We start from the raw sequence: 23727 nt of genomic DNA, 5'->3' as shown, positions 1-23727 counted from the left end.
CACTCCGGTTACGCCGCCCGTGACCCCGGTCACTCCGGTCACGCCCGGTCAGCCCACTACGCCCAACGTGCCCAACGCGCCGGAGCCGGCCGCTCCGAACACCCCCGGTACGCAGACCGGCAACTCGCCCGTGACTCCCGACGAGCTCGCGCAGACCGGCTCGGGCCCGCTCGACATGCTGATCCCGGCGGGCGCGGGACTGCTGCTGGCCGGAGCGGTGCTGTACCGCCGCGGCCGCGTCAGGGCGTAACCGCGCGGTCACCGCTGAACGAGTCGGTGTGGCTCGCGGCGCGGTCCTGAGCAGAGTTCTGAGCAGTACGAAAGTGGATAAAACGGAGCGGGTCCCGCAGTCGCGGGGCTCGCTCCGTCCCGTTCACCCGCTCACCAGGTGGCGCGCACCTGACGGATGATGCGCCGGCGCAGCCGCACCCTGCGGCTGCCGTCCCGGTGCAGACTCAGTCGGTCCAACTCCCAGTGTCCGTACTCGGCGTGGTCGGTCAGCAGACGTGTCGCTTCCTTGCGGGAGACCCCGCGCGGTACGTACACGTCGACAAATTCGTATTCCGGCATCGCATCTATTGTGCGGGCAGAGCCCCTGTACGGATAGCGTCTGCACTATGTCTGATGCTGCGCAGCCCACCGCTGCCGAGGTACGCGCCGCCGCCGAGGCGGTCAAAGCCGCACTGGACCGTCACCTCGCGGCGGTCGAGAACCGCACGGGCGAGGACGACCCGGCCGTCTATGCCGCGTTCAACAGCCTTGCCGCGGCTGCGGAGGCGTACGACGAGCGCCTCTACGACCGCTACGACGAGGTGACCCCCTTCGAGATCCCGGGCGCGGACGACTCACTGCCGCCGTACGCGGGCCCCGAGGAGCCGAACGCGCTCAGCGTGCTGATCCGCCGGGACTACGCGGTGGTCGAGCCGCAGCGGCTGCTCGCACAGGCGCAACGCATCGCTGATGTGGATCCAGAGGTCGACGGCCCGGAGAGTGTCCCGATGGTCGGCACGAGTGTGCACGCGGCGCTCGGGGTGCTCTTCGGGGAGTACGAACCGGATGAAATCGCCTCCCGGCACAAGGAGTTCGGCCTGGAGGAGGGCGACTCCACGTTGTGGGTGTCGGCAACGGACGAGATCCCGGAGCCGGGCGAGTGGCTGAGCACGCCGTTCGACCAGGCGGATCCGCAGCGGATCGTGTGCCGCTTCGACGTCAGCTCGGTCTTCGACGAGGACGAGCTGGGCGAGGATCTGGACGACCTCGACGAAGAAGCGGAATCCTGACAGCGCCCGCCCCGTAACGCAGGCCCTGTCTCGCCCGACCGACAGGGGTCTTTCGCATGCCGCCGACCCGGCGCGCTCCGGCATGGGGTGCTCGTGCACGGGTCCCCGGTTGTGGCGTCCCCGGTTGCGGGGCCGTGCGTCGTCGGCCATGACGCGGTTGACTGTGGCGCCCCGCTGCCGCGTCTCGGTCACGGCGGCGAGGCGAGCAGTCCCTCGAGCAACCCAGCCCCGAAGCGCGGGCCACTGTCACACCCGAGGGACGCGGTCCTCGGGCACGTCGCCCAGGGGGCGCCGTCGACTACGGCGTCCCCCTGGGCGTGGCAGCAGGCCGACGTCCCGGCCTCGGCGCCCTGGGTGACGGCCTCCTCGGCCGACCGCGTCCCCGTTGTGGCGTCCGCGGTCAGGGTGTCCCGAGCAGCCCCTCGAGCAGCGTCCGCAGGCGCGTCGTGCGGTCCTGGGACGGGATCTCCGCCACGGCTCGCGGCAGCGCCTGGTCGACGCCGTGCACCACGGACAGATGGCGCTCGCCGCGGCTGAACGCGGTGTAGACCCACGGTCGGCTCAGCCCCTGCGCCGCGTCGCCCGGCAGCACCACGACCGCCGCCGGCCAGCGCATCCCCGCCGCCTGGTGCGCCGTGAGCGCCCAGCCGTGGCGCACCGCCGATTCGACGCGCTCCTTCGGTACGACGACGGGAGTGCCGTCACAGTCGATGTGCAGGCCCTCCGCGTCCGCCGAGACGACGGTCCCGGGCAGCGTCCGGCCGAGCGCCGGGGCGTACGCCACCCGGTCACCCGGGTCGAAGCCGCCGAACCGGCCCGGGCCCGGGTTGAGCCGCTGCTTGAGCGCCGCGTTCAGGGCGCGGGTGCCCGCCGAGCCACCGTGCCCCACCGTGATCACCTGGGTCTGCTCGGGCGGGACCCCGATGGCCCGCGGCACGGAGTCCGCGACCAGCTGAACCGTACGGTGGACCGCCTCGCCGGCGTCCCGCACCGGGACGATGACGACCTCCTTGCCGGGCGCCTCCACCTGGCTCAGCTCGCCGATGCCGATGCCCGAGACCAGCTCTCCGATCGGGCCGGCGTCCGGCGTACGGGAAGCGATCTGCGGGCAGACCCTGGCGGCCAGCACATCAGCGAAGACCCGGCCCGCGCCGGCCGAGCCGAGGACGCCGGGGTCGCCGCTCAGCACCAGCCGGCTGCCGTCCGCCATCGACTCGACCAGCATCGCGGCGGTCTCCACGTCCAGCTGTGGCGCGTCCAGTACGACCAGGAGATCGAGCGCGAACGCCCCCTCTCCGTCCCTGCCGGGCCCCTCCGCGCCGGAGAGCAGCCCCCTGACGGTGACGACGGTGACCGCTTCGGGTCCGAGCCGCCTGCGGCCGTTCTCACTGTGGACCGCGACGACCGCGCGCAGCCCGACCCGACCGGCGGCCTCGGCCAGCGCGACCGGCTCAGCGCGCGCCGCCTCCCCGCCGGTGTGCGCCACCAGGCCGCTCGCCTCGACCGCGCGGACCAGCTCGGTGGCCTGCGCCGCCTCCCACCTGGCGTCGGCGCCGGTCTTGGCCAGCCGCGCCAACCCGTCCGCGAGGCTCTCCTCCGCGAGCGCGTACCTGTCGAGCCCCAGCAGCAGCGTTACGGCAGCCTGCCCGGACTCCTCGCCGTCCGTCGCCTCTTCCGCCGCCTCTTCTTCGATGCCGTCCTGGAAGACCAGGACCTCGCCGTCCGCGATGGCCTGTTGCAGTGCTTCCTCCGGATCGGGCACCGACCGCTCGGCCAGCGCCCCGCGTACCACGGACGACTCCAGCGCGGTGTGGCCCTGGAGTGCAGCGTGCTCCAACTGCCAGGTGACCAGGGCCGCAGTCCGACGCTCGTCGCCGGGGCCGCACTCCGCGCCGAGCAGCGCCCGGGCGAAGCCGTCGGCCTGCTCGGGCCGGACGCCGGGCACGGACAGCAGCCGCCATGGATCCTCGCGCAGCACGTCCGCGGCCCGCTCCCCGAACGCGTCCGCCAACTGCGGTGCCAGCGCCTCGGGCGCACCGCCCTCGGCGAGCACGGAACGTACGCCCGTGACGGTCTCCGGCGCGCTCGCCGCGGGCGCCCCCGCGGGCTCGGGCGCCCGCGGCCGCACCGGCTCGACCGGCACCGGCGCGGGTCGCCTCGGGGCAGGCGCGGTGGAGGTCTCCCCACCGGAGCGAGGGGGAGAATCGAAGAACGTGGTGCCGGACTTCTCACCGCTCTCCACGGCCCGTACCGCGGCGAGCAGATCTGCGGCCGTCCCGCTCAGCTTGGCGCCGGCCTCGATGGGCCCCGCCTTCTCGGCCTTGCGCTGCTCGATCCGGGCCCGCAGATCCCGCTGCGCGGCAAGCTCGGCCTCGGCCTCGGACACCTCGCCCGCCTTCTCGGTGCCCTCCGCACCGGCAGCGGCCCCTTCGGCGGCGTCGTCGGCAGCACCCGTGGTGCCGTCGGCAGTCTCCGCGGTGTCGTCGGCAGCGTCCGCGGCAGCGGGCCCGTCCGGCTCGGCGGCCTCCGGCGCCGGCGCAGCGGCCTCGTCCACGGGGGCGCGGTCCTCGGCCGGGGGTTCGGCCCGCCGCGCAGCGGCTGTTGGGGGCGGCGTCCCCTCGGAAGGCGCAGTCACAGCGTGCTCCAGTCCTGGTCGGGATATCGGTGCACTGGCGCCGACACATCGTCGAGCGCCTGGCAGATCTCGTCAGGAAGACTAAGCGCCTCCACTGACAATGCGGCCGTGAGCTGCTGTGCGTTGCGTGCGCCGACGATCGGGGCCACCACTCCCGGCCGGTCCCGCACCCACGCCAGCGCCACCTGAAGTGCCGTCGCCGCCAGCCCGTCCGCCGCGGTCGCCACCGCGTCCACGATGCTGCTCGCCGCCTCGTCGAGATACGGCTCGACGAAGGGAGCCAGCTGCTCCGACGCGCCCCGCGAGTCCGCCGGAGTCGCGTGCCGGTACTTCCCGGTCAGCACCCCGCGGCCGAGCGGCGACGACGGCAGCAGACCCACCCCCAGGTCCAGGGCGGCGGGCAGCACCTCCCGCTCGATGCCCCGCTGCAGCAGTGAGTACTCCATCTGCGTGCTGGCCAGCCGCGTCCGCACTCCGGGCGAGGCCAGCTGCCAGGTCGCGGCTTTCGCCAGCTGCCAGCCGCAGAAGTTCGACACGCCCGCGTACCGCGCCCGCCCGCTGCTCACCGCCATGTCCAGCGCCTGAAGCGTCTCCTCCAGCGGGGTGTCCGGATCGAAGGCGTGCACCTGCCACAGGTCGACGTAATCCGTCCCGAGCCGGTCCAGCGACGCGTCGAGCGCGGCGAGGAGATGCCCGCGCGAGCCGTTGAAGCGCCGGTCCGGGTCGGGCGCGCTGCCCGCCTTCGTCGCGATGACCAGATCGCGCCGGGGGACGAGCCGCTCGACGAGCCGGCCCAGCAGATACTCGGCATCCCCGCCGCCGTACACATCGGCGGTGTCGACCAGCGTCCCGCCCGCCTCCCAGAACGCTTTCAGCTGGTCGGCAGCGTCGTGCTCATCGGTGTCCCGGCCCCATGTGAGGGTGCCGAGCCCGATCCGGGACACGCGCAGGCCGGTACGGCCGAGTTGCCTCTGCTCCATGGGCGCTGAGATTACTGGCCAGGGGCGCACCCTGAGAGAGCCTGTGGACAACCTCCCCCTGACGGATCGCGGGAACCCGCGCTAGAGTCCCCGGAACAGGGACGTTACTGATCAGTAAGAGGGAGCGGTTATGCGGCTCGGCATCAACCTCGGCTACTGGGGCGCGGGGATGGACGGCGACAATCTCGCGGTCGCCAAGGAGGCCGACAAGCTCGGCTACGACGTCTGCTGGGCCGCCGAGGCGTACGGCTCCGACGCCCCCACCGTGCTCACCTGGGTCGCCGCCCAGACCGAGCGCATCGACGTCGGCTCCGCGATCATGCAGATCCCGGCCCGCCAGCCCGCCATGACCGCGATGACCGCCGCCACCCTGGACTCTCTCTCCGGCGGCCGCTTCCGCCTCGGCCTCGGCGTCTCCGGCCCGCAGGTCTCCGAAGGCTGGTACGGCGTCAAGTTCGACAAGCCGCTCTCCCGCACCCGCGAGTACGTCGAGATCGTCCGCAGGGCGATGGCCCGCGAACGCCTGTCGTACGAGGGCGAGCACTGGACGCTCCCGCTGCCGGGCGGACCGGGCAAGCCGATCAAGCTCACCGTCCACCCGCAGCGCGAGCACATCCCGCTGTACATCGCCGCGATCGGCCCCAAGAACCTGGAGCAGACCGGCGAGATCGCGGACGGCGCGCTGCTGATCTTCCCGTCCGCGGACCACCTCGAGGACACCGCGATCAAGCATCTGCGGGCAGGCCGCGAGAAGGCCGGAAAGACGATGGAGGGCTTCGACGTCTGCCCGACGCTGCCGCTCGCGGTCGGTGAGGACGTGGGCGGCCTTGCCGACATGTTCCGTCCGTACACCGCGCTGTACGTCGGTGGCATGGGCAGCCGCAAGCAGAACTTCTACAACCAGCTTGCGCAGCGCATGGGTTACGAGAAGGAAGCCGCCGAGATCCAGGACAAGTACCTGTCCGGCGACAAGGAGGGGGCGGCCGCCGCGGTCCCGCACCAGCTGATCGACCAGACGACGCTGCTGGGCCCGGTGGAGCGGATCGCCGAGCGGATGGCGGCGTACGCCGCGGCCGGCGTCACCACCCTGACCCTCGCTCCGGCCGGCTTCACGCTCGACGAGCGGCTCACGGCCCTGCGGGCGGGCACGGAGGCCCTGGAGCGCGCCGGGCTCGCGTAACGCGGCCGCTGGACGGCCTGCACGCGCTGAGGCCGCCGTTGGGAAGGTGGCAAAGTCTGCGGCCGTGGTGGGGGCTCGGGGGTCTTCCCCGCCACGGCCGTCATGCATCACAACGCCGGAAAGCGGGCCTCGGTTACGGCCGGCGCCCGCTCCGCCGTCCTCCGTTCGGCGGAGTTGTGCGACCTACCTGTTGCCTCGCCTCCTGTACCGGACTTGACTCGTTCTTTGCGGATGTCTTTTGCGGATGTCTTCATGGAGGTGGCAGTGATGCTCTCGGCCCGAAGTCTCTTCCAGGAAATCGTCGACAGCGACGATGCCTTCCAGCTCTTCTGCTCCATCGCGGCCAGCGGCGAAGCACAGGGCGGCTGGGAGAACGGCCGTATCGCCGCCCTGGTGCCCGACAGCATGCGTGCCCTCGCGCCCAAGATCACCCGGCACGGTGCCGACGAGGACAAGCACGGCCGGCTCTTCGACGCCCTGCTCAAGAAGCGCCAACTGCAACCGGTCCCCGTCCCGCCCGAGACCGACTACACGATGCTGCTCGAAAAGCGGGGCATCGGACTCACCCACGAGAAGCTGCGCCGCGACGAGCCGCTGACCGAGGAGGACGTCGTCGTCTACCTCTCGCACAGCAGGGTCACCGAGCAGCGGGCCGCCGACCAGATGGACATGCTGGTCAAGCACTTCGGGGACCATCCCGAACTGGGCAGGGCCATCACCATGATCTGCAACGACGAGGACAACCACCTGGCGTACTGCCACGAGGAGTTGTTGCGGCTGGCCGCCGCCGGGCACGGCCGTACGATCCAGCGGGTCCTGCGCCGGAGCGCCCTCGCCGAGATCAAGGTCTACCGCGATGTGAGCCTCGCGGTGATGGGCCACATGGGACGGCTGCTGCACTGGCCCAGGGCCAAGTCCGCGACGCTGGCCGCGGGCATTCACGCCATGTACGCCTACGAACGGTTCGGCGGCTGGCACCGGATGGTCAGCCTCAAGATGCCCGAGCGCCGGGGCGCGCTCGACGGGCCCGCCGCCGCTCCCGCCTTCTGAGAGCGGCGGGGGCGTTTGCGGCTGCTCGGGCGCCTACAGCCAGCCGCGGCGCTTGAACAGCCGGAACAGGCCGTACACCGCCACGGCCATCAGCAGCACCACCGTCGGATACGACCACACCCAATGCAGTTCCGGCATGTGATCGAAGTTCATGCCGTAGATCCCCGCGACCATGGTGGGGACCGCGACCATGGCCGCCCACGCCGAGATCTTGCGCATGTCGTCGTTCTGCCGCACGCCCATCTGTGCGAGATGAGCGGACAGAACGTCCGACAGCAGCCGGTCCAACCCCTCGACCTGCTCATTCGCTCGCGTCAGATGGTCGTTGACGTCCCGGAAGAACGGCTGCGAATGCTCATGGACGAACGGCACGCTCGCGCTCGCGAGACGGACCATCGGAGCCGCCAGCGGCCCGGCGGCGCGGCGGAACTCCATCACCTGCCGCTTGAAGGTGTAGATCCGCACCGCGCTGTTGCGCGCGTCACCGCCGGAGGGTGCGAAGACGGCAGTCTCCAGCTCCTCCAAGTCCACCTGGAGTTCAGCGGCCACATCGATGTAATGGTCGACGACCTCGTCACAGATCGCGTAGAGAACCGCTGTCGGGCCGTGCTTGAGGACCTCGGGATCGGCTTCGAGCCGTCGGCGGACCGCCGCGAGCGGCGCGCCCTCACCGTGCCGGACCGTCACCACGAACGAGTCGCCGATGAAGACCATCAGCTCGTCGGTGGTGACGGAGTCGCTCTCCGGCTCGTACACCACCGGCTTGATAACCATGAACAACGAGTCGTCGTACACCTCGAGCTTGGGGCGCTGGTGTGCGTTGAGCGCGTCCTCCACAGCCAGCGGATGCAGCCCGAACTCCGCCGAGACGTGTTCGAACTCCTTCTCGGTCGGCTCATGAAGACCGATCCAGAGAAAGGCGTCGCCGGCGGCCCGTGCCTCCGCCAGGGCATCGGAGAAGTCGGACGGGCCTTCGATGCGGCGCCCCTCCCGGTAAATGGCACAGTCCACGATCACGGCGTGCATTCTTCCTTGCGTACGGCCCGGACGCACCCTCGAGGGTGGGTCCGCTTAGGCTGGCGGGCATGGCCACGCTGATCCTCGTACGCCACGGACGCTCCACCGCCAACACCGCGGGGGTGCTCGCCGGCTGGACCCCTGGCGTCTTCCTCGACGAGCGCGGCGCCGCGCAGGCGGCCGCGCTGCCCGGGCGGCTCGCCGACGTGCCGGTCGCCGCCGTCGTCAGCAGCCCCCTGGAGCGCTGTCTGCAGACCATGCAGCCGCTGCTGGACGCCCGGCCCGGCCTTGAACTGCAGAGCGACGAGCGGATCGGCGAGTGTCACTACGGCGACTGGTCGGGGCGCAAGCTCGCGGAGCTCGCGGACGAACCGCTCATGGAGGTCGTGCAGCGGCATCCGTCGGCGGCGGCGTTCCCCGGCGGGGAGTCGATGCGGGCCATGCAGGCGCGCGCCGTCGACGCCGTACGCGAATGGAACGCGCGCATCGACGCGGCGCACGGCGAGGACGCGGCCTATGTGATGTGCTCGCACGGCGACATCATCAAGTCCCTGGTGGCGGACGCGCTCGGCATGCATCTCGATCTCTTCCAGCGGATTCATGTGGAGCCGTGTTCCGTGACCGCGATCCGTTACACCCGCACTCGTCCATTTCTTCTGCGCCTCGGTGACACCGGGGACTTCGGCTCGCTCGCGCCGCGCGGGAACGGCGGCGGGAACGATGGCGGCGGGACCGCGGTCGTGGGGGGCGGCGCGGGCGCCCCGTGATCGCTCCCCGCAGTAGGGTGGACGGGCTGAAAACCCGTATGCCCGCTCGACAGCCGTCCAGAGCAGCCGATACCCACCGACCCCACGATCCCGAGGGAGACAGAACGTGTCCCGTCAGGTGTTCCTCTACGACCCGCCGGACCGTTTCGTGGCCGGCACGGTCGGGCTGCCTGGACGCCGTACGTTCTTCCTGCAGGCTTCGGCCTCAGGGCGCGTCACCAGCGTAGCCCTGGAGAAGACCCAGGTGGCCGCGCTCGCCGAGCGGATCGACGAGCTGCTGGACGAGGTCGTACGCCGTACCGGGGGCAACGCGCCGGTGCCGGCCATGGCGCCCGCCGACGTCGCGGACTCCGCACCGCTCGACGCTCCGGTCGAGGAGGAGTTCCGGGTCGGCACGATGGCGCTGGCGTGGGACGGCGAGGAACAGCGCATGATCGTCGAGGCCCAGGCGCTGGTGGAGCTGGACGCGGACTCCGAGGAGGACCTCGCGGAGGCCGAGGAACGGCTGCTGCAGGACGAGGAGAACGGCCCGCCGATGCTGCGCGTCCGGCTGTCCGGGGCGCAGGCGAGGGCGTTCGCCAAGCGCGCGCTGGACGTGGTGAACGCCGGCCGGCCGCCGTGCCCGCTGTGCAGCCTGCCGCTCGATCCGGAAGGACACGTATGCCCGCGCCAGAACGGATACCGCCGCGGAGCCTGACGGCGCGGGATCTCCTCGCCAAGGGCGAGCTCACCGTGCGCGGACGGGTCCGCGAGGCGTCCAACGCGGTCCTGTACTGCTCCGTCTCCCACGAGGGCGAGCAGGCCCGGTGCGTGTACAAGCCGGTCGCAGGGGAGCGGCCGCTGTGGGACTTCCCGGACGGAACGCTCGCGCAGCGCGAGGTGGCGGCGTACGAGCTCTCCGAGGCGACCGGGTGGGGCCTGGTGCCGCCGACGGTGCTGCGGGACGGCCCGTACGGCGAGGGCATGGTCCAGCTCTGGATCGAGGCGGACCCGTCGGCGTCGCTGCTCGCTCTGGTCGAGGACGAGGAGCCGGGCGACGGCTGGAAGGCGGTCGGTTTCGCGGAGGTTGGCGAGGGGCGTACGGCGCTGCTGGTGCACGCGGACGATGTTCGGCTGCGGCGGCTGGCGGTACTGGACGCGGTGATCAACAACGGTGACCGGAAGGGCGGGCATCTGCTGCCGACGCAGGACGGTCATCTGTACGCGATCGACCACGGGGTCACGTTCAACGTGGACGACAAGCTGCGGACGCTGCTGTGGGGCTGGGCGGGGGACCCACTGCTGCCGGAGGCGACCTCGGCGCTGGCCGGGCTGACGGCGGCGCTGGGCGAGGGCGAATGGCTGTCCACCCGTCTGGCGGAACTGCTGACGGGGGCGGAGGTGGAGGCCCTGCGGTCGAGGGTGGGGGTGCTGCTGGGGACGGGGAGGCATCCGGTGCCGTCGGGGGACTGGCCGGCGATTCCCTGGCCGCCGGTGTGAGGGCGGTTGGGCCCCGCGGCGCGGGTAGCGCCCCGGTGTTCGCCGAGGCGGGGGGACGCGCAGGGGTGGAGCCGGGACGTAAAGCGTGATTTGTGCCGCACGGCGGACCGTACCCCGCGACGGACCCCACCCCGCGGCACACCGGAGACGCGCCGTAATTCGTGCAGTCCCGGCGTAACCCCGGAGCGGACCCCGGGCAGCGCGCCCACGGCACCCCGGCAACCACGCAACGGTGCCCGCGGACCCCGGCCACCACGGACGAGGTCCCGCCAACACACCCCCGCGCAACCCGCAAGACCGCCTAACCGGCCAGGCAGTCGACCGATCCGGTTCGTACGCGGAAGGGGCGTCCGGTTAGGCTCATGCCATGCATGCCTGGCCCGCTTCTGAGGTCCCCGCCCTGCCTGGCACGGGCCGCGACCTCCGGATCCACGACACCGCGACCGGTGGTCCTGTGACCCTCGACCCCGGTCCTGTCGCCCGTATCTATGTCTGCGGCATCACGCCGTACGACGCGACCCACATGGGGCACGCGGCGACCTACAACGCGTTCGACCTCGTTCAACGCGTGTGGCTCGACACCAAGCGGCAGGTGCACTACGTCCAGAACGTCACGGACGTCGACGACCCGCTCCTCGAGCGCGCCATCCGCGACGGGCACGACTGGACCGAACTCGCCGAGCGCGAGACCGCGCTCTTTCGCGAGGACATGACCGCACTGCGGATGCTTCCCCCGCAGCACTACATCGGCGCCGTCGAGGCCATACCCGGCATCGTGCCGCTCGTCGAGCGGCTCCGGGACGCGGGTGCCGCGTACGAGCTCGAAGGCGACGTGTACTTCTCCGTGGAGGCCGACCCGCACTTCGGCGAGGTGTCCAACCTCGACGCCGAAGCGATGCGGCTGCTGTCCGCCGAGCGTGGCGGCGACCCCGACCGCCCCGGCAAGAAGAATCCCCTCGACCCGATGCTGTGGATGGCCGCCCGCGAGGGCGAGCCGAGTTGGGACGGCGGCACCCTCGGGTCCGGGCGGCCCGGATGGCACATCGAGTGTGTGGCCATCGCCCTGGACCATCTCGGCATGGGCTTCGACGTACAGGGCGGCGGCTCCGATCTCGCCTTCCCGCACCACGAGATGGGCGCCTCGCACGCCCAAGTCCTCACCGGCGAGCACCCCTTCGCCAAGGCTTACGTCCACACCGGCATGGTCGCGCTCAACGGCGAGAAGATGTCCAAGTCCAAGGGCAACCTGGTCTTCGTGTCCAAGCTGCGCCGCGACGGAGTCGACCCCGTCGCGATCCGGCTCGCCCTGCTCTCCCATCACTACCGCGCCGACTGGGAGTGGACCGACCAGGTCCTCCAGGACGCTGTCGAGCGCCTCGGCCGCTGGCGTGCGGCCGTGTCCCGGCCCGACGGGCCGGCCGCCGACGCCCTGGTCGGGGAGATCCGCGCCGCACTCGCGAACGACCTCGACGCGCCCGCCGCGCTGGTCGCCGTCGACCGCTGGGCCGCGCGCCAGGAGTCCGAGGGCGGTACGGACGAGGGCGCGCCCGGCCTCGTCTCACGTGCCGTCGACGCGCTGCTGGGCGTCGCGCTCTAACCCCGTACGACGCCTGATCGGGCGCCGGGCGGGCCTTTGCCCACCCGGCTCCCTCTGCACGGGAGTTGCGGCTGCCTCAGGTCCGACGCCGAGTACGGACTGGGAGCGCTGAGTACGAACCGAGAACGGAGCGGGGCGGGCGCCAGGCCGGCGCCCGCCCCGCTCCTCACTGCCATACCTCAGTCGTCCGAGGAATCTTCGTCCTCAGCCTCGGGCCCCTGCTCCACCTCGGGATCGGGCTCTGCACGCGGCGGCAACGGCGGCCGGGTCCTCCCGCTGGAGGTGTCGCGCAGATACGAGCTGCCCTCGCCGCCGTCCGTCGCATGCCCGGGACCGCCGTCGCGCCTGCGCAGATAGCGTTCGAATTCGCGGGCGATCGCCTCGCCCGACGCCTCGGGAAGCTCGGCGGTGTCCCGCGCCTCCTCCAGAGTCTGAACGTACTCAGCCACTTCGCTGTCCTCGGCAGCCAGTTGATCCACGCCGAGCTGCCAGGCCCGTGCGTCCTCGGCCAGTTCGCCCAGCGGAATCCGCAGGCCGATCAGGTCCTCGAGGCGGTTGAGCAGCGCGAGTGTCGCCTTGGGGTTGGGCGGCTGCGACACATAGTGCGGCACCGCGGCCCACAGGCTCACGGCCGGCACACCCGCGTGTGTGCACGCCTCCTGCAGGATGCCGACGATCCCGGTCGGCCCCTCGTACCTGGTCTCCTCCAGATCCATGGTCCTCGCCAGATCTGGATCGGAGGTGATGCCGCTGACCGGCACCGGACGGGTGTGCGGGGTGTCGCCGAGCAGCGCGCCCAGGATGACCACCATCTCGACGCCCAGCTCATGGGCGAAGCCCAGGATCTCGTTGCAGAACGAGCGCCAGCGCATGGACGGCTCGATGCCGCGGACGAGCACCAGATCGCGTGGCTTGTCGCCGCCGATGCGGACGACGGAGAGCCGGGTGGTGGGCCAGGTGATCTTCCGTACTCCGCCGTCCAGCCACACCGTGGGCCGGTTGACCTGGAAGTCGTAGTAGTCCTCGGCGTCGAGCGCCGCGAACACCTCGCCCTTCCATTCCCGGTCCAGGTGTGCGACCGCGGTGGAGGCGGCGTCGCCGGCGTCGTTCCAGCCCTCGAACGCGGCCACCATGACCGGGTCGATCAGCTCGGGAACCCCCTCGAGCTCGATCACCCAGTGCCTCCTTCCGAAGTTCCCTTGTCTACGCCCCAACCTTACGGCTTACGGGGTGCCCGGCCGCAGCCCCCTTGCACGGCCGGGTGAACTTCCGCGCGATAGGGCATACGTCGGAGAACCAGGGCATCCCGGCCATCGATTCATCCGAGCTGTGTACGAAAATTTCGTCCCGGCCCTGGACGTTGCGGCGCGAACGGCGCTATACATCGGATGACCCAGAGAGATCCGATGTTCTTCTTCACGGGGGCGTGCATGAGCCGGACCGTCACGGAGTTCGAGGTTCACGACATCCGCTTCCCGACCTCGGAACAGCTCGACGGCTCCGACGCCATGAACCCCGACCCCGACTACTCCGCCGCCTATGTGGTGATACGCGCGTCCGACGGGACCGAGGGGCACGGCTTCTGCTTCACCGTCGGGCGTGGCAACGATGTCGTGGCCGCCGCCATCGAGGCGCTGCGCCCGTATGTCATCGGGCGCCCGGTTCCCCGTACGGCAGCCGACCCCGCAGCGCCCGTCAACGCCGACCTCGCGGAGATCGCCTCCGGACGGTATGTCGCCCCGAGCGCCCCGGGCTTCTCCGCCCGCATGCTCCCCGAGTCGATCGCCGACCACCGCTAGCCGCAAGGGCCTGTCTGGCGGGCCCGCCGCATCATCAAGGAGGTCAACTCATGACGGGGACAAGGGACTTCGCGGCACCGTACTCGGCGCGGCGGCGGCGCAGGTAAGACCGGTACTCCTACCGGCACAGCGCGTTGAAGCAGGAACCCACCGAGACGGTCAGCCGACCGTGGCAGGAATCCCTGCCCTTTAGGGCGGGGAGCGGAAGTCAAAGCGACGACCTCAGCCACTGCTCCACGCTCGCGATATGCACCGTCGCCCACGACCGCGCCGCCTCCGCGTCCCGGTCCCGCAGCGCCGCCAGGATCGCCCGGTGCTCGTGGAGCGTACGGCTGACCGCGTCCTCCTGGGTCAGACCGCGCCAGACCCGCGCCCGGGTGGTCGGCCCGGACAGCCCGTCAAGCAGCGAGCAGAGCACCGAATTGCCCGAGGACTGCACGATGCCGCGGTGGAACTCGAGGTCGGCTGCGACCAGCTCCTCCACCGAGGGCTGTGGCCCGAGCGCGTCCAACTGGGCGCTCAGCACGTCCAGTTCGCTTTCGCTCATCCGGCCGGCGGCCATCGCGGTGGCGGCCGGTTCCAGGATGCGGCGTACGGCGAGGAACTCCAGCACCGTGTCGTCCCGGTGGAAGTCGACGACGAAGCTCAGGGCTTCCAGCAGCAGCTGCGGGTCCAGGCTGGTGACGTAGGTGCCGTCGCCCTGCCGGACGTCCAGGATGCGGATCAGTGACAGCGCGCGCACCGCCTCACGCAACGAGTTGCGGGACAGGCCCAGCTCGGCGGCGAGTTCGCTCTCCTTGGGGAGGCGGTCGCCGGGGCGCAGCGCACCCGAGACGATCATTCCCTTGATCTTCTCGATGGCCTCGTCGGTGACAGCCATGGGCGACCTCCATACATCCGATGTATCGGTCCCCATTATGCGTCCCGGAGGGTGGTAGAAGCCTCCTTCCGTACGATTGGGGCGGCGGTCTTCCCGGCGAATCGCCGGAGCGTTTCGATCCGTTCTGCCCGATCGAGCCCGAAACCGATTGCATGCGTAAGGGGCGGCCTCCATTGGAGGCCGCCCCTTACGCGGTGTCAGTCCTGGACCGGCGTCAGCCCTTGCGAGCCCTGTCGGTTCTTGTCAGTTCTTGTCAGTGCTTGTCGACGAGTAGCTTGTCGACCTTCTCGCGGATCTCGTCCGTAGCGAGCCCCCGGATCGTCAGCGTCGTACGGCGGCGCAGCACATCGTCCGCCGTCTCGGCCCACTCGTGGTCGCGCGCGTACACGACCTGCGCCCAGATCTCCGGGGCGTCCGGGTGTATCCGCGCGCCGAGCGCCGGGTCGTCGTTGGCGAGGCGAGCGATGTCGAAGGAGAGCGAGCCGTAGTGCGTGGCCAGGTGCCTGGCGGTGTCCGCGGCCATCCGCGGACCAGGCGTACCGCCGTCGACCAGCAGCCGGTGCGCGACCGCGTTCGGGTTGGCAATACCCGGCAACGGAAGCTTCTTCGGCAGCCGCGAGATCGGCTCCATGTCGTCGGCCAGCGGCCCCCCGGGCAGGGCGGCCAGCTTGTTCATCACCGTACGGCCGATGTGGCGGAAGGTCGTCCACTTGCCGCCGGCCACCGACAGCATGCCGGCGCGGCCCTCGGTGACGACCGTCTCGCGCTTGGCCTTCGAGGTGTCACCGGGACCGCCCGGCAGCACCCGCAGACCCGCGAAGGAGTACGTGATCAGGTCTCGCGACAGCTGCTGGTCCCGGATGGAGAACGCGGCCTCGTCCAGGATCTGCGCGGTGTCCTTCTCGTTGACCGCGACATCCGCCGGGTCGCCCTCGTACACCTCGTCCGTCGTACCGAGCAGCAGCATGTCCTCCCAGGGGAGGGCGAAGGTGATGCGGTACTTGTCGATCGGCGTCGCCAGTGCGGCCTTCCACGGCGAGGTCCGCTTGAGCACCAGGTGCGCGCCCTTGGACAGGCGGATGGACGGAGCCGCGTCCGGGTTCTCCATCCGGCGCAGGTGGTCGACCCACGGACCGGTGGCGTTGAGCACCAGACGGGCCGTGACACCGAACTCCGTGCCGTCCATACGGTCCTTGAGCTCCGCGCCCGTGACCCGGCCCTTGGTGAAGCGCAGCCCGGTGACCTCGGCGTGGTTGAGAACGGTGGCGCCCGACTCGACGGCCGCACGCACCGTCATCAGCGCCATCCGGGAGTCGTTCATCTGGTCGTCGCCGTACACGGCCACGGCCTTCAGGCCCTCCGTACGCAGCTCGGGCACATCACGCTGCGCCTTGTTCCCGCTGATGACATGGCCGACGCCGTCGCCGAACGCGGAGAGTGCGGAGTAGGCGAAGACGCCCGCGCCGAGCTTCGCCGCGCCGTGCGGTCCGCCCTTGTACACCGGCAGATAGAAGGTGAGCGGGTTGGCCAGGTGGGGAGCCACCTGACGGGATACCGCCCGCCGCTCGAAGTGGTTCTCCGCCACCAGCTTCACCGCGCCGGTCTGCAGATAGCGCAGACCGCCGTGGAGCAGCTTGGAGGAGGCTGAGGAGGTGGCGCCGGCGAAGTCGCCGGCGTCCACCAGAGCCACCCGCAGCCCGGACTGCGCCGCATGCCAGGCGGTGGATATGCCCAGGATGCCGCCGCCGATCACCAGGAGGTCGTATGTCGCCTTGGAAAGCTGCTCCTGAGTTTCGGCGCGGCTCGGCAGGGAGCCGGCAGCCGGGTGTGTCCCCAGGGCGGGGACGCTCTGCAGGGTGGTCATCTCGAATTACTCCTCGTCAGCGTCGTCTTCGAGCCAGCCCATGGTCCGCTCGACGGCCTTGAGCCAGCTCTTGTACTCGCGGTCCCGCTTGTCCGCGTCCATGTGCGGGGTCCACTCGGCGGCCCGGCGCCAGTTGGCGCGAAGCGCGTCGGTGTCCGGCCAGTAGCCGACGGCCAAACCGGCGGCGTAGGCAGCGCCGAGGCAGGTCGTCTCAGCGACCATCGGGCGCACCACCGGTGCGTCCAGGAAGTCCGAGAGGGTCTGCATCAGCAGGTTGTTGGAGGTCATACCGCCGTCGACCTTGAGTGCGGTCAGCTCGACACCGGAGTCCTTGGTCATGGCGTCACTGATCTCGCGGGTCTGCCAGGCCGTGGCCTCGAGCACGGCACGCGCGATGTGCGCCTTGGTGACATAGCGGGTCAGGCCGGCGATCACACCGCGGGCGTCGTCACGCCAGTACGGGGCGAACAGGCCGGAGAAGGCCGGTACGAAATAGGCGCCGCCGTTGTCCTCGACACTCATAGCGAGGGTCTCGATCTCCGCGGCAGTGCTGATCAGGCCCATCTGGTCGCGCATCCACTGCACCAGCGAACCGGTGACGGCGATGGAACCCTCCAGCGCGTACACGGGGGGCTGGTCGCCGATCCGGTAGCCGACGGTCGTCAGCAGACCGTTGTAGGAGTTGACGGGCTCGCTGCCGGTGTTCATCAGCATGAACGTGCCGGTGCCGTACGTCGACTTGGCCTCGCCCTCGGCGAAACAGGTCTGGCCGAACAGGGCCGCCTGCTGGTCACCGAGCGCGGACGCGACCGGCACACCGGCGAGCGCGCCGCCGGCGGCCGAGCCGTACACCTCGGCGGAGGAACGGATCTCCGGCAGTACCGCGGCCGGCACGTCCATCGACTCGAGGATCTTCTGGTCCCAGTCGAGGGTGTGCAGGTTCATCAGCATGGTGCGCGAGGCGTTGGTGACGTCGGTGACGTGCACGCCGCCGTCGACGCCGCCGGTCAGGTTCCAGATGACCCAGGAATCCATGGTGCCGAAGAGGATCTCGCCGCGCTCGGCGCGCTCGCGCAGGCCCTCGACGTTGTCCAGCAGCCAGCGGATCTTCGGGCCGGCGAAGTACGAGGCCAGGGGCAGGCCCGTCTCGCGGCGGAAGCGGTCCTGGCCGACGTTCCGACCGAGCTCCTTGCAGAGAGCGTCGGTACGGGTGTCCTGCCAGACCAGCGCGTTGTGCACCGGCTCACCGGTGTTCTTGTCCCAGAGGACGGTGGTCTCGCGCTGGTTGGTGATGCCGATGGCCTTGACGTCGGCGGAGGTGATACCCGCCTTGGCGATGGCGCTGTCGACGACCTCCTGGACATTGGTCCAGATCTCGGCGGCGTTGTGCTCCACCCAGCCCGGCTTCGGGAAGATCTGCTCGTGCTCCTTCTGGTCGACGGAGACGATCCGGCCGTCGGTGTCGAAGACGATGCAGCGGCTGGAGGTGGTGCCCTGGTCGATGGCCGCGATGAACGGGCCGGTGATGTGTGCGTCGGTCACGGGGTGCTCCTGCGAGGTCAGAGGGTCGGCTTAGGCGAACGCGAGGTTGTAGATACCCGCTGCGAGGGCGCCGCCGATCAGCGGACCGACGACCGGGATCCAGGCGTAGCCCCAGTCCGAGCCGCCCTTGTTGGGCAGCGGCAGCAGGGCGTGCACGATGCGCGGGCCGAGGTCGCGGGCCGGGTTGATGGCGTAGCCCGTCGGGCCGCCGAGCGAGAGGCCGATGCCGACGACGGTGAGCGCGACGATCAGTGCGCCGATGACGCCGAGACCGTTGCCGCTGTCGTTGAGGCCCTGTGTCAGGACCGCGAGCACGAGCACCGTGGTGCCGATGATCTCGGTGGCCAGGTTCTGCCACACGACCCGGACCTCGGGGCCTGTCGAGAAGACGCCGAGCACTGGTCCGGCCTTCGGCGCGGCCGCCTCGCTGACCAGGCCTTCCTCGTGCGGAGGCGCGGCGATGATCTCCGGGTCCGTGAGGTGGGCCTGGAACTGTCCGTAGTACGCGATCCAGACCAGAGCGGCACCGATCATGGCGCCGAGCATCTGCCCGGCGAGGTAGACCGGAACATTGCTCCAGTCCCCGTCCTTGACCGCGATGCCGACGGTGACTGCGGGGTTGAGGTGGGCGCCGGAAAGAGTGCCCGTCATGTAGACCGCGATCATGACCGCGAATCCCCACCCGAAGGTTATCGCCAGCCAGCCGGCGTTCTGCGCCTTCGAGCGCTTGAGTACGACGGCGGCAACCACGCCACCACCGAGCAGGATGAGTACGGCGGTACCAATGATCTCGCCGATGAAGATGTCGGAGCTGGACACCCGCGACTCCTTTGTCCTTCGTCCAGGGAAAGCGAACCCCGGGTCACTCCGGTGGTCCGTGCCCTCAGGTGAGGGCAATTGCCGGCCCCGGCGTTGTCACACCCTAGCGCGTATTGCCGTTAGGCGTTCGACAATGCCGACCGATGCACGGCAGTTTTGCCCCAGTGTTAACACGACGTCAAGGGTTATGTGGCCGAAAACCCGATCGTTATCGACGGGGTGCCGAACAGGGCCGAATCGCCGCTCAGAATCGCTGGGCGCCCAGGTCCCTGGAGACCGCGCGGGCACAGTCCCGTACCGCCGCGACCAGCTCGGACCTCAGCTCTCCGTCGTCGCAGATCCGCTCGACCGCGCCCGTGATGGCCACCGCGCCCACCGGCATGCGGCGACGGTCGGTGATGGGCGCGGCCAGCGAGGCGACGCCCTCCCAGGTCTCTTCCACGTCGGCGGCCCAGCCGCGCGCCCGCGCATGGTCGAGCATCGACTCGAAGTCCGCCAGGCCCGTGACCGTGCGCGGCGTGAAGGCCTTGCGCTCGACCTCCATCACCTCGCTGTGCGCCACCGGGTCGTACGCCGAGAGCACCTTCCCCAGAGCTGTGGAGTGCAGTGGCTGCATGGCCCCCACCTCCAGGACCTGGCGGCTGTCGTCGGGCCGGAAGACGTGGTGGACGATGAGGACGCCGTGCTGGTGCAGCACTCCGAGGTGGACGCTCTCGCCGCTGGAACGCGCCAGGTCGTCCGTCCAGACGAGGGCGCGGGCGCGCAGCTCGTGGACGTCCAGATAGCTGTTTCCGAGGCGGAGCAGCTCGGCACCCAGCTGGTAGCGGCCGGACGCCGGGTCCTGCTCGACGAAGCCCTCGGCCTGGAGTGTGCGCAAAATGCCGTGGGCGGTGCCCTTGGCCAGCTCGAGCGAGGAGGCGATGTCGGACAGGCCGAGCCGGCGCTCCCCGCCCGCGAGCAGCCGCAGCATCGCCGCTGCTCGCTCGAGTGACTGGATGTTCTTCGCCATTGGCTCGGCCCTTCTCCACTGCGGTTCGACAATGCTGAACACTATCGGTCGATGCCGACCTTGGTTACCGCAGAGCGAGTCCTTCGTGGCCGAAAGCCATCACATGCGCGCCGAGGACATCATGCCGTCCGCCCCGTGGGACGCCCACCCCTTCGTCGGCCGGCCCGGTTAGTCTGGCCCCGTGCGCCTTCCACCCGAAGACGCAAAGCCGACAGCCGTCGCACTCCAGGGAGCACATCCATGGCCTCGTTGCCGACCCCCTCCGCTGACAGCCGGACCCGAATCGAAGCCCTGCGGGAAGCCCTCGCCACGCGAGTCGTGGTGGCAGACGGGGCGATGGGCACGATGCTCCAGGCGCAGGATCCGACGCTCGAGGACTTCGAGGACCTCGAAGGCTGCAACGAGATCCTGAATGTGACCCGCCCCGACATCGTCCGATCCGTCCATTCGGCCTACTTCGAGGTCGGTGTCGACTGTGTCGAGACGAATACGTTCGGTGCCAACTTCGCGGCCCTGACGGAGTACGACATTCCCGAGCGGGTCTTCGAGCTCTCCGAGTCCGGGGCGCGGATCGCGCGTGAGGCGGCGGACGAGTTCACCGCGTCGACGGGGCAGCAGCGGTGGGTGCTCGGCTCAATGGGGCCGGGCACCAAGCTGCCGACGCTGGGCCACGCCCCGTATGTGAAGCTGCGGGACGCCTATCAGCAGAACGCCGAGGGCATGATCGCGGGCGGCGCGGACGCGCTGCTGGTCGAGACCACCCAGGATCTGCTCCAGACGAAGGCCGCGGTCCTGGGCGCCCGCCGGGCCCTGGACGCGACCGGCACCAACCTCCCGGTGATCTGCTCCGTGACGGTCGAGACGACCGGCACGATGCTGCTCGGCTCCGAGATCGGCGCGGCGCTGACCGCGCTGGAGCCGCTGGGCATCGACATGATCGGCCTGAACTGCGCCACAGGCCCGGCCGAGATGAGCGAGCACCTGCGCTACCTCGCCAGGCACTCCCGTATCCCGCTGTCCTGTATGCCGAACGCCGGCCTGCCGGTCCTCGGAAAGAACGGCGCGCACTATCCGCTGTCGGCCGGCGAGCTCGCGGACGCGCAGGAGACGTTCGTACGGGAGTACGGCATGTCCCTGGTCGGCGGCTGCTGCGGTACGACGCCGGAGCATCTGCGGCAGGTCGTAGAGCGCGTCCGCGATCTCGCTCCGACGGTGCGCGAGCCGCGTCCGGAGCCGGGCGCCGCGTCGCTGTACCAGACCGTGCCGTTCCGCCAGGACACCGCCTACATGGCCATCGGCGAGCGCACGAACGCGAACGGTTCGAAGAAGTTCCGTGATGCCATGCTGGACGGCCGCTGGGACGACTGCGTGGAGATGGTGCGGGACCAGATCCGCGAGGGTGCGCACATGCTGGACCTGTGCGTCGACTATGTCGGCCGGGACGGCGTCGCCGACATGGAGGAGCTGGCCGGCCGCTTCGCCACCGCCTCCACCCTCCCCATCGTGCTCGACTCGACCGAAGTCGACGTCCTTCGGGCCGGGTTGGAGAAGCTGGGTGGCCGGGCGGTCATCAACTCCGTCAACTACGAGGACGGCGACGGTCCCGAGTCGCGGTTCGCGAAGGTCACCAAGCTCGCCGTGGAGCACGGCGCGGCGCTGATCGCGCTGACCATCGACGAGGAGGGCCAGGCCCGCACCGTCGAGAACAAGGTCGCGATCGCCGAGCGGATCATTGACGATCTGACGGGGAACTGGGGTGTGCTGGAGCCCGACATCCTCATCGACATGCTCACGTTCACCATCTGCACCGGTCAGGAGGAGTCGCGCAAGGACGGCATCGCCACGATCGAGGCGATCCGTGAACTCAAGCGCCGCCGACCGGATGTGCAGACCACGCTGGGCCTGTCGAACATCTCCTTCGGCCTGAACCCCGCCGCCCGGGTCGTGCTGAACTCCGTCTTCCTGGACGAGTGCGTCAAGGCCGGACTGGACTCGGCGATCGTGCACGCCTCGAAGATCCTGCCGATCGCCCGTCTGGAGGAGGAGCAGGTCAAGGTCGCGCTGGACCTGATCTACGACCGGCGCGCCGAGGGCTATGACCCGCTGCAGAAGCTCATGGAGCTCTTCGAGGGCGTCAACATGAAGTCGATGAAGGCGGGCAAGGCGGAGGAGCTCCTCGCCCTGCCGCTGGACGAGCGGCTCAAGCGCCGGATCATCGACGGCGAGAAGAATGGCCTGGGGGCCGACCTCGACGAGGCTCTCCAGACCCGCCCGGCCCTCCAAATCGTCAACGACACCCTCCTGGACGGCATGAAGGTCGTCGGAGAGCTGTTCGGCTCGGGCCAGATGCAGCTGCCGTTCGTGCTGCAGTCCGCCGAGGTGATGAAGACCGCGGTGGCCCATCTCGAGCCGCACATGGAGAAGTCGGACGCGGACGGCAAGGGCACCATCGTCCTTGCCACGGTCCGCGGTGACGTCCACGACATCGGGAAGAACCTCGTCGACATCATCCTGTCCAACAACGGCTACAACGTCGTCAACCTCGGTATCAAGCAGCCGGTTTCCGCGATCCTGGAGGCGGCCGAGGAACACCGGGCCGATGTGATCGGCATGTCGGGTCTGCTGGTGAAGTCCACGGTGATCATGAAGGAGAACCTGGAGGAGCTGAATCAGCGGAAGCTGGCAGCCGACTTCCCGGTCATCCTTGGCGGGGCCGCGCTGACGCGGGCGTATGTCGAGCAGGATCTGCACGAGATCTACGAGGGTGAAGTCCGTTACGCCCGTGACGCGTTCGAGGGTCTGCGTCTGATGGACGCCCTGATCGCGGTCAAGCGCGGTGTCCCCGGGGCTGCCCTGCCGGAGTTGAAGCAGCGACGGGTGGCCAAGCGCGACACCGTGGTGCTGGAGGTCCAGGAGCCGGAGGGCGCGGTCCGCTCCGATGTCGCGATCGACAATCCGGTGCCGCAGCCGCCGTTCTGGGGCACCCGGGTCATCAAGGGCATCCAGCTGAAGGAGTACGCGTCCTGGCTGGACGAGGGCGCGCTGTTCAAGGGCCAGTGGGGCCTCAAGCAGGCCCGGGCCGGCGACGGACCGACCTACGAGGAGCTGGTGGAGACCGAGGGCCGGCCGCGGCTGCGCGGCTGGCTGGACCAGCTGCACACCAGGAACCTCCTGGAGGCGGCCGTGGTCTACGGCTACTTCCCCTGCGTCTCCAAGGGCGACGACCTGATCCTGCTGAACGAGGACGGCTCGGAGCGCACCCGCTTCTCCTTCCCCCGCCAGCGCCGCGGCCGCCGCCTCTGCCTCGCCGACTTCTTCCGCCCCGAAGAGTCCGGCGAGACGGACGTCGTCGGGCTCCAGGTCGTGACCGTGGGCTCGAAGATCGGTGGAGCCACCGCCGAGCTCTTCGAGTCGGACTCGTACCGCGACTATCTCGAACTGCATGGTCTGTCCGTGCAGTTGGCCGAGGCGCTCGCCGAATACTGGCACGCCCGCGTCCGCGCCGAGCTCGGCTACGCGGGCGAGGACCCGGCCGACGTGGAAGACATGTTCGCGCTCAAGTACCGCGGCGCGCGTTTCTCGCTCGGTTACGGAGCGTGCCCGGACCTCGAGGACCGGGCCAAGATCGCCCAGCTCCTGGAGCCGGAGCGGATCGGCGTAGAGCTCTCCGAGGAGTTCCAGCTCCACCCCGAGCAGTCCACCGACGCCATCGTCATCCACCACCCCGAGGCGAAGTACTTCAACGCACGTTAGTCGGCAGAGTCGTACACTGGTCGGTCCAGCAGCAGGCCGGTTGCCTTCCCCACCTGGGAGGCGACCGGCCTTCTCG

18 protein-coding genes and 2 pseudogenes are annotated in these 23727 nt (G+C 70.1%); 10 read left to right on the top strand and 10 right to left on the bottom strand.

Annotated elements, in window-relative coordinates; all coding sequences use genetic code 11:
- Positions 1–250 (top strand): annotated as a pseudogene (locus tag J7E87_RS34925) (hypothetical protein); the annotation flags it as partial.
- 131 nt (positions 251–381) lie between these two features.
- Here the strand turns inward: J7E87_RS34925 and J7E87_RS08060 are convergent.
- Positions 382–570, bottom strand: coding sequence for a DUF5703 family protein (locus tag J7E87_RS08060; protein ID WP_005319466.1), 189 nt, complete (start codon positions 568–570; stop codon positions 382–384).
- Between the two features lie 47 nt (positions 571–617).
- Here J7E87_RS08060 and J7E87_RS08055 point away from each other — a divergent pair, with 47 nt between their 5' ends.
- A complete protein-coding gene (locus J7E87_RS08055; protein WP_215091462.1) occupies positions 618–1280 on the top strand; it encodes a hypothetical protein in 663 nt (220 codons plus the stop codon).
- Positions 1281–1680: 400 nt separating this feature from the next.
- Here the strand turns inward: J7E87_RS08055 and J7E87_RS08050 are convergent, their stop codons facing one another.
- Positions 1681–3915, bottom strand: coding sequence for an ATP-dependent RecD-like DNA helicase (locus J7E87_RS08050; RefSeq protein WP_308312879.1), 2235 nt, complete (start codon positions 3913–3915; stop codon positions 1681–1683).
- Complete coding sequence (locus J7E87_RS08045; protein ID WP_215091460.1) at positions 3912–4895, bottom strand: aldo/keto reductase; 984 nt, start codon at positions 4893–4895, stop codon at positions 3912–3914. The genes J7E87_RS08050 and J7E87_RS08045 overlap by 4 nt, the downstream gene beginning before the upstream one ends.
- A 130-nt stretch (positions 4896–5025) precedes the next feature.
- Between J7E87_RS08045 and J7E87_RS08040 the strand changes: the two genes are divergently transcribed.
- Both J7E87_RS08040 and J7E87_RS08035 read left to right on the top strand, forming a co-directional pair.
- The gene (locus tag J7E87_RS08040) at positions 5026–6075 is read left to right on the top strand and encodes an LLM class F420-dependent oxidoreductase (RefSeq protein WP_215091458.1); all 1050 of its coding nucleotides are present in this window, start codon (positions 5026–5028) and stop codon (positions 6073–6075) included.
- A 267-nt stretch (positions 6076–6342) separates the two neighbouring features.
- The gene (locus tag J7E87_RS08035) at positions 6343–7125 is read left to right on the top strand and encodes a ferritin-like domain-containing protein (protein ID WP_215091728.1); all 783 of its coding nucleotides are present in this window, start codon (positions 6343–6345) and stop codon (positions 7123–7125) included.
- Positions 7126–7158: 33 nt separating this feature from the next.
- On the opposite strand, the gene corA is transcribed toward J7E87_RS08035, so the two are convergent.
- A complete protein-coding gene (corA, locus tag J7E87_RS08030; RefSeq protein ID WP_215091456.1) occupies positions 7159–8151 on the bottom strand; it encodes a magnesium/cobalt transporter CorA in 993 nt (330 codons plus the stop codon).
- A 59-nt stretch (positions 8152–8210) separates the two neighbouring features.
- Here corA and J7E87_RS08025 point away from each other — a divergent pair, with 59 nt between their 5' ends.
- The 4 genes from J7E87_RS08025 (at position 8211) to mshC (ending at position 11985) form a co-directional block, all read left to right on the top strand.
- Positions 8211–8909 (top strand): histidine phosphatase family protein, encoded by a 699-nt coding sequence (locus J7E87_RS08025; protein ID WP_215091454.1) that lies wholly within the window; start codon positions 8211–8213, stop codon positions 8907–8909.
- Positions 8910–9015: 106 nt separating this feature from the next.
- The gene (locus J7E87_RS08020) at positions 9016–9606 is read left to right on the top strand and encodes a DUF3090 domain-containing protein (RefSeq protein ID WP_215091451.1); all 591 of its coding nucleotides are present in this window, start codon (positions 9016–9018) and stop codon (positions 9604–9606) included.
- On the top strand, positions 9570–10388 hold the full coding sequence (locus J7E87_RS08015) for an SCO1664 family protein (protein ID WP_215091449.1): 819 nt from the start codon (positions 9570–9572) through the stop codon (positions 10386–10388). Before J7E87_RS08020 ends, J7E87_RS08015 begins: the two co-directional genes overlap by 37 nt.
- 367 nt (positions 10389–10755) lie before the next feature.
- Positions 10756–11985, top strand: a complete 1230-nt coding sequence (mshC, locus tag J7E87_RS08010; RefSeq protein ID WP_215091447.1) for a cysteine--1-D-myo-inosityl 2-amino-2-deoxy-alpha-D-glucopyranoside ligase — start codon at positions 10756–10758, stop codon at positions 11983–11985.
- A 179-nt stretch (positions 11986–12164) separates the two neighbouring features.
- Here mshC and J7E87_RS08005 read toward each other — a convergent pair whose 3' ends face one another.
- On the bottom strand, positions 12165–13160 hold the full coding sequence (locus J7E87_RS08005; protein WP_215091445.1) for a PAC2 family protein: 996 nt from the start codon (positions 13158–13160) through the stop codon (positions 12165–12167).
- A 255-nt stretch (positions 13161–13415) separates the two neighbouring features.
- On the opposite strand from J7E87_RS08005, the pseudogene J7E87_RS08000 reads away from it, so the two are divergent.
- Positions 13416–13727, top strand: a pseudogene (locus tag J7E87_RS08000) (fuconate dehydratase); the annotation flags it as partial.
- Between the two features lie 265 nt (positions 13728–13992).
- Here the strand turns inward: J7E87_RS08000 and J7E87_RS07995 are convergent.
- The 5 genes from J7E87_RS07995 to J7E87_RS07975 all read right to left on the bottom strand — a co-directional run bounded on the left by J7E87_RS07995 (position 13993) and on the right by J7E87_RS07975 (position 19898).
- The gene (locus J7E87_RS07995; protein ID WP_215091444.1) at positions 13993–14664 is read right to left on the bottom strand and encodes a FadR/GntR family transcriptional regulator; all 672 of its coding nucleotides are present in this window, start codon (positions 14662–14664) and stop codon (positions 13993–13995) included.
- Between the two features lie 253 nt (positions 14665–14917).
- Positions 14918–16528, bottom strand: a complete 1611-nt coding sequence (locus tag J7E87_RS07990; protein ID WP_215091442.1) for a glycerol-3-phosphate dehydrogenase/oxidase — start codon at positions 16526–16528, stop codon at positions 14918–14920.
- Positions 16529–16534: 6 nt separating this feature from the next.
- Positions 16535–18070 carry a glycerol kinase GlpK gene (gene glpK / locus J7E87_RS07985; protein WP_215091440.1) on the bottom strand — a complete coding sequence of 512 codons (1536 nt, stop codon included), beginning with the start codon at positions 18068–18070 and terminating at the stop codon, positions 16535–16537.
- A 30-nt stretch (positions 18071–18100) separates the two neighbouring features.
- Entirely contained in the window at positions 18101–18889 is a 789-nt protein-coding gene (locus J7E87_RS07980) for an MIP/aquaporin family protein (protein ID WP_215091438.1), read from the bottom strand.
- A gap of 244 nt (positions 18890–19133) precedes the next feature.
- Entirely contained in the window at positions 19134–19898 is a 765-nt protein-coding gene (locus tag J7E87_RS07975) for an IclR family transcriptional regulator (RefSeq protein WP_215091437.1), read from the bottom strand.
- Positions 19899–20138: 240 nt separating this feature from the next.
- Between J7E87_RS07975 and metH the strand changes: the two genes are divergently transcribed.
- Entirely contained in the window at positions 20139–23651 is a 3513-nt protein-coding gene (metH, locus tag J7E87_RS07970; RefSeq protein WP_215091435.1) for a methionine synthase, read from the top strand.
- Positions 23652–23727: the final 76 nt, after the last annotated feature.

Source organism: Streptomyces sp. ISL-1 (genome assembly GCF_018614585.1).
In the GTDB taxonomy this organism is placed as follows: Bacteria; Actinomycetota; Actinomycetes; order Streptomycetales; family Streptomycetaceae; genus Streptomyces; species Streptomyces maoxianensis.
This window is presented reverse-complemented; position numbering and strand designations above follow the sequence as displayed.